Below are 7,166 nucleotides of genomic sequence, written 5' to 3' on the forward strand. Positions count from 1 at the left end.
CCCTCTACCTTCTTTCAGAAGTAAATTTTACAAGGGTACAAACTAACATTTGTACCCTTTAGTCATTATTTTTGTTTAATCGCTTCAGCCACTTCTTTAGTAATATCACTACCGCCTGTTTTATTCCATGTATCAACAAACGTGTCGAAGTAATTTAGATCTTTTTGACCAGTTACAATCTTCATAAAGGCTTCATCTTCTAATTTCGTTAAGTTAGCCCATTTCAACTTCATACTTTTTGTTTGACCAAAGAAAACTGGGTTTACTTCATTAATCTTTGTTTCAGCCATCAGCTTGCCAGCTACCATCCTAGACATATAGGCACTCCATTGGTTGGCATCTGCTTTTGCTGGATCTTTTAAATAGCCTTGAATCTTCTCATAGGACGATTGGTCATCAAGCGATAATGCAGCAGGATCTTTTTCGCCATTAACAGCTGCATTAATATTCTTGTACATTTGTGCTGTTGCGTCATTAAAGTTCACCATAAGATTGATTGGTGCGCCACGGTCACCGCCTTCTTTTATGAAATCAACAACCGGTTGATAATTACGATCTTCGTTTCGTAACTTATCGCTTAAAGCACTTACTACTTTAGGTAGTACTTCCGGATGTTTAAAGTCCTTACGTACCACATAGAATTCAGAGACTGGGTTTTGTGTATAAGCTGTGATTGTACCACTGCCATCCTTAGAGATGATGTATGGCTGCCAATCGATATTTGCATTCTTCTGTTTTGCAGAATTCAATGGATAGTCAGGTGTCCACCAAGGACCAAAGTATGCACCAGCTTGACCGCTTATAATCAAATCTTCAATGCTTTTACGTACAGCGAACTGTGGATCAATCAGACCTTTTTTGTACCAATCTGCTAACTTACCTAACGCTTGCTTTGTTTCATCTGTAGTAGACCCATAAACAACTTTTCCATCTTTTTCAATCCATTGACGTGGGAAAGAATTATAAGTTTGTAGGATATTATCCGCTTGGAACAGTGATCCGTACATCCCGCCAATGCTAGGAGAAAGAGTTAAACCTACCGTATTTCCGTTACCGTTACCACCTGGATCTTGTTGGACAAATGCTGTTAAGACTTTTTCCATATCATCAACAGTCTTAGGCGCCTCTAGCCCAAGCTTGTCCATCCAATCTTTACGCAGCCAAAGCATGGTTGGGATATTGGCATTTTGTGTTGTGGGCAGGGCCATCAGTTTACCATCAAATGTCGCTGCCTCCAATGCGCGTCCGTCGTAGGAATCATACATCGCTTTGATTTGATCAGAAGTGCTTGATTTATAAATATCTGTCAAGTCAGCAATCATGTCATTATCGACCAACTGACGTAATGTTGCTGCATCAACCGCCATAATGTCAGGTAAATCACCTGATGCGACTGCCATAGAAACCTTCTGTTTATAGGCATCCCCATCTTTCGCTTCAAACTTATCTTTACTTTGAATATTTAGCGTTTCTTTTAAGTAACGTGTATAAGCATTATCCTCATAGGTTTGGCCCTTAGGTAATTTAGGAATCCCTGGTGTAGCCTTCCCAACGGTATACGTAACGGTTTCTTTATATTTTCCAAAAGGTTTTAATTCTTCTTTTGTTGCTACCGTTTTTGTTTTCGTAGCTGCTGCAGAGTCAGAACCTGATGAACAGCCTGCCAAAACGCCAAATGAGATGAGCGAAACAGCGGCTATTGAGAAAATTTTCTTCTTCATGAATGTTTCCTCCTGATTGAATCGGTTGTACTACCCTGTCAAATGATTTTCATTGAAATCATAGTTTCACAGCGAATGCCTCATATGGTTTTAAATCCAATTGATGAAAATCAGCTGCTGATCTTGCATAATTACTAATAATTACATCATCACTTTGTCCCAAGCTTGGCAGTTGTAAGGAGGCCTTTCCTTCTCCAAAGTTGGCTACAACCGCCCAAGTTTGACCTTCGTAATGACGCAAATACATAAAGACTTGTTCAGGTACATCCGTTACTAGCTCAAAGTCTCCCCAGACCACAATTGGATTTTCTTTTCTGAATTGAATTAATGTTTGATAACAGAAAAAGATCGAATTCGGGTCTTCTAGGTTCGCTTTCACATTAAGCTCATGATAATTTGGATTCACATGCAACCAAGGTGTTCCTGTTGTAAAGCCAGCGTTTTCTGTATCATCCCATTGCATTGGTGTCCGAGCGTTATCGCGCCCTTTAGCGTTGATGGAAGCAATAATTTCTTCTTTTTTATAGCCATTTGCCAAACGCTCGTGGTACATGTTCACACTTTCAATGTCTTCGACCTCACTAATATCGTTGATAGGACAATTGATCATGCCAATTTCTTCCCCTTGATAGATGTAAGGCGTTCCCTTCATCAGGTGCAGTAAAATCGCAAACATTTTTGCACTTTCCGTACGATACGTTGTATCATTCCCCCAACGGGATACAATTCTTGGCAAATCATGATTGTTCCAAAACAGACTATTCCAGCCCTCATCACCTAAAGCTGTTTGCCACTTACTAATAACTTGTTTTAACTCATTCACATCTAATGGTTTAAGATCCCATTTTTCTTTACCTTGTTGTTGGTCTAGACAAACATGTTCGAATTGAAAGACCATGGATAGCTCATTGCGTTTTGGATCAGAATACAGTTTGGCAATCTCTGGAGTTGCTCCCCACGTTTCTCCTACTGTTAAAACATCATACCTACCAAAGGTTTCCCGGTTCATCTCTTGCAGGTAATCGTGCAATTTCGGCCCATTTCCTGTCACTTCTTCATCTGGAATTTTCCCAATTAAATCAATTACATCCATCCGAAATCCGCCAACACCTTTTTCCAACCAAAAATTCATCATATCCCAAACCTCTTGTCTGACTCTTTTATTTTCCCAGTTTAGGTCTGGTTGTTTTTTGCTGAAAAGGTGTAAATAATATTGACGACTCTCTTCATCATACTCCCAGGCTGAACCACTGAATGTTGATCTCAGAGAATTAGGTACATCGCCGTTTACAGGGTCACGCCAGATGTAATAGTCACGGTATGGATTGTCCTTGCTTTTACGAGATTCAATAAACCACTTGTGCTCATCGGATGTGTGGTTCACAACTAAATCCATAATGATTTTGATGTTTCGTTGGTCGGCCTGTTTAATCAACTCATCCATATCATCCATCGTTCCAAATTCCGTCATGATATTTTGATAATCACTAATATCATAGCCATTATCATCATTTGGTGATTGGTACACTGGGCTAAGCCAAATCGCTGTAATCCCTAGTTTTTCTAAATAATCTAATCGACGAATAATACCTTTTAAATCACCGATACCATCGCCGTCGCTGTCTTGAAAGCTGCGCGGATACACCTGATACACCACTGCAGTTTGCCACCATTTCATTTCCATTTTCACTAAATACCCCCTTAATGCCTTTAACAAATCTGGACTTCAGTAAGCGTTTACGTTATTTTCGAAAAAATTATAAGATCCAGGAATCGATTCACATTTTAACGAAAATATACGCTAGGCAATTTTCAACATCAGGAAACATTTATTCTTATAGAAATGGATTATAGTAATTAACACCTTAGCTAATTCCATTAACCTAATTCCTGTTTCAATGATGTCGTTTACATAACTTATTTTCTTATAAACCAGCTTGGTTTTTAACCGTTTTCATTATGATATAGGTGTCTTATTTTCCTAAGTATTCATAAATTGAGTAAGTAAAAATATAGAAAAAGTGTCTTTTATTCATATAAAAAGAGATATAAAGCACTTTATCCTTAAAATCTCCCAATATACCGCTGAAATTTATCATTTCTTAAAGTACAAAAAAACAGGAGACGTATATCTCCTGTTTTTACATCGGTAAGGTAAAATTGATGCTTCTAGCACCGCAAACTTTAATCTATATACAGTAACAAACGTAGGTACCTTCATCATATACTAGTTATCACTCATACGGCTTATACAGTTAGCAGCAATGACTCATATATAAATTGAAAGCTTTTAAGGAAGTAGAAATAATCAGGAGGAAACATAATGGAGTTATTAATCAGCATACTTGTCCTTTTCTTATTCCCTCTTTTCATGTTTATATGGGTGAAGGCAACTACCAAGGACGATTGTTGTAACAATGGAGTACGGTGCAAGAAACGAAAAGTAAAGAAGTGGGATATAAAAAAGCTAAAGGATTAGTAATATAATTAGCTTATGTTTAGAGTCCGCATGGCTATCTTCTAAATAAGAAAAAAGCAGCCAGTACGGCTCTTCCTGCGAACCGTACTGGTGACAGCTTCGTTTCCTCCCTTCTGCTTATTTTGTACATCATTCCTCATCAAACCTAATGATCCTATACTCATAACTGCCAATTTCTAATTTCCCTGAAAATACTTTGCTTTGTGTCACTAAATCTATTCCGTCCTGAGGGACAGTCACATTTCCTCCGTTTCCGTCCATATTCACAATGACCCAAACTGTATATCCATCTCCTCGTCTCGGTGCAACAATTGTTCCCTTTGTTACGTCGGTGCGGAGCCTAATCCCAGCTTCAACGGCATAGTGATCAAGCAGCTTGATAAGCATCGCATCTCCATCCTCTCCTATAGGCAGAGAGCCAAGCATAACAATTTTCCCTTTGCCATACTGGTACTCCGTTAGAAATGCCTTTCCTGGTGTAAGTCCGCCCTCGATAATTCCAACGGCCTTTGCCTCCTTCGCTTCAAATACAGAGCTCCAGAGCCCTAATGGTGCCGATACATCAAATGCTTTCCCTATTGAGCCCGTACTGTCCATCGGAAACGTGAATAAGGTCTCCACGCCTGCGATATGCTCTAGCTCTCCTAATGCTGCATCAGTGTGAATTGTATGATGCTCTGTTCGCCCCCCGGTTAGAGGACCAATTACCCAGATACCTCCCTTTTCAACAAACGCGGTCGCTCTTGCTATATAATCAGAAGATACGTAATGAAGAAAAGGAGTACATAGCAACTTATAGCCGGCCAAGTCAGCTCCTTCGGGAATTAAATCCCGGTGAATCCCTGTTGCTAGTATTCGCTCATAAAATTCAGTGACCAGCGCTTTATGATCCAGTCCATTATGCGGCTCTGTTTTAAAAAATGCTTTTGCCCGGTCAGAATACGTCATAGCAACTTCAGCCTGACACGGCCTTGAAGCTAAAATAATAGGCTCGATTTCCTTCCTTGCTTGTTCTACTTCCAATACATTGACATAGCCCACCGTCGGCTTTCCCCACGCACTTATAACAGATCCATGAGGCTGCTCGCAGCCCGTTCGCTGCTGTCTCCATAACCAATAGCAAAAGGCCTCCGCTCCCAGTGCATAGGCAGCTACCGCTTCACTTCTTAAATATCCGTTCGGATGGGGCGTCGCATAGCTTTCTAGCGAGGCGCTAAAGGAAGTGCTCGTCTCCATAATCCAAAAGTCTTTTCCTTGTTTGAAATTTCTCCATAAATCGCAATTCAGCAAGTATGAACCAAGTTTATCCTGCGGGGCATACGTATCAAATGATGCGAAATCAAGGTTCTGAAAAAGACGTTCATTGTCTACATGAAACATCACACTGCTGTTATGTGTAATTGGTGCATGAGAATATGTCCGGATGATTTCAGCCTGTTCATCTGCGAATTCAGCAATCTTTTCCATCGAGAATAGCTGATACATCGTTTTTAATGAGGAATGATGCAAAAATGGTACTGCTCCCGGCTGCGGTATTTCTTCAAAGCTGTGATAGTGTTCACTCCAAATTTGTGTTCCCCATTCTTCATTTAGCCTCTCAATTGTTCCATAACGCGCCTCTAGCCAGCTATGCCATAAACCTTTACACGTCTCACACATACATTCCGCCACATGGCACTTAAACTCATTATCAAGCTGCCAGCCGATTACTCCAGGTAAGCTTCCGATTGCTTTAGCAAGGTGCTCTGTAATAATTGCGGCTCTTTCCCTAAAGTAGGAGTTGTTTGTGCAAACATGCTGTCTGGAGCCATGTCCCATCACATTTCCAGCTTCATCAACATACATGCGCTCTGGATGTCTATGAGACATCCAAATAGGAGGTGTAGGCGTCGGTGTACACATAACTGTTTCAATACCATTTTCATAGAGTTTAGTAATGATATTTACAAAGAAGCTGCTATCAATCTGTCCCTCCTCCGGCTCTAGCGTTGACCAAGCGAACTCTCCCATTCTTACAACGTTAATGCCGGCCTCTTTCATAAAGTGAATATCCTGTTCTATGACTCCTCCATCCCACAGCTCAGGATAAAAAGCAGCTCCATGATATAATCTTTTGTTCATGTATTTGTCCTCCATTTTCTAGTAACCGTTAAGAAACAATATGTGAACTCTTGCTGGCTTTTACATGGACAGCTAACGGAAGCTGTAATTCCAGAATCCCTTCGATGACCAGCTTAGCAATCTCCGTTGCTCCCTCCTCACAAAAATGAGTGTTATCCTGAATTCACTTGGGATAATTTGGATGCTTATCAGGCTCAAACCATACAAATAATCGTTTGGATCCTTCCACACCTAATGACTGATAGAATCCTTCTGTTTTAGACCATAAGTCGAGTAACGGAACATTAGATAAAGCTGCTAATTGTTTCATCGCTTCCGGATAATCTCCTAGCGTATTGACTAGCTTTCCCTCGCTATCAAAGCTTCTTCGATGAACAGAGGTAACGAGAACAGGAATTGCTCCCTTCTCTCTCGCTCCTGTAATATACTGCGTCAAACAAGATTGATACGTTGTAAATGGCTCTGTTCCATACGTTTTTTGATCATTATGACCGAATTGTATAAATAAATAATCGTTTGGTCTGATTCGTTCTAGAATACTGGTCAATCTGCGTTCTGTATTGAACTACCCCCACCTACTCGCTAACGCTCCTTGAGGTGGGAGATTCTGTATCCTCTTCCTAGGAAGCGAAATACAGAGCCGTTCAACAAGCTTCTCATAGAGCAAATAGGGAGAGCTCACACTTTCTTGTACGTGACAAAATCACCGAGGTGACCTTGTCTCATACAAGGAGTGATAGTTGCTTCTCTTTTTTCACCCTATACGTGTTGCGATGTTCTTGCACCAATGCACCCACCATTCTGGAGCTGGGTCCTCTGGCCTTTGCGGCAAAATGGTGGTGATG

The 7,166-nt window shown here is 40.6% G+C and carries 5 protein-coding genes; 1 reads left to right on the forward strand and 4 read right to left on the reverse strand.

Features of this window, described 5'->3' with window-relative positions:
* Positions 1 to 65: 65 nt before the first annotated feature.
* Together EP737_RS15170 and EP737_RS15175 are read right to left on the reverse strand one after the other, a co-directional pair.
* Positions 66 to 1,721 (reverse strand): type 2 periplasmic-binding domain-containing protein, encoded by a 1,656-nt coding sequence (locus EP737_RS15170; RefSeq protein ID WP_129728820.1) that lies wholly within the window; start codon positions 1,719 to 1,721, stop codon positions 66 to 68.
* A 58-nt stretch (positions 1,722 to 1,779) separates the two neighbouring features.
* Entirely contained in the window at positions 1,780 to 3,405 is a 1,626-nt protein-coding gene (locus EP737_RS15175) for a glycoside hydrolase family 13 protein (protein WP_129728825.1), read from the reverse strand.
* A gap of 639 nt (positions 3,406 to 4,044) precedes the next feature.
* On the opposite strand from EP737_RS15175, the gene EP737_RS25655 reads away from it, so the two are divergent.
* The gene (locus tag EP737_RS25655; RefSeq protein WP_165350815.1) at positions 4,045 to 4,200 is read left to right on the forward strand and encodes a hypothetical protein; all 156 of its coding nucleotides are present in this window, start codon (positions 4,045 to 4,047) and stop codon (positions 4,198 to 4,200) included.
* 129 nt (positions 4,201 to 4,329) lie between these two features.
* Here EP737_RS25655 and EP737_RS15180 read toward each other — a convergent pair whose 3' ends face one another.
* Positions 4,330 to 6,321: a beta-galactosidase gene (locus EP737_RS15180; RefSeq protein ID WP_129728821.1), complete on the reverse strand. Its 1,992-nt coding sequence runs from the start codon at positions 6,319 to 6,321 to the stop codon at positions 4,330 to 4,332.
* A gap of 163 nt (positions 6,322 to 6,484) precedes the next feature.
* A complete protein-coding gene (locus EP737_RS15185) occupies positions 6,485 to 6,868 on the reverse strand; it encodes a GDSL-type esterase/lipase family protein (RefSeq protein ID WP_246040270.1) in 384 nt (127 codons plus the stop codon).
* Positions 6,869 to 7,166: the final 298 nt, after the last annotated feature.

It is taken from the genome of Ectobacillus funiculus, assembly GCF_004138295.1.
GTDB lineage: Bacteria > Bacillota > Bacilli > Bacillales > Bacillaceae_G > Ectobacillus > Ectobacillus funiculus.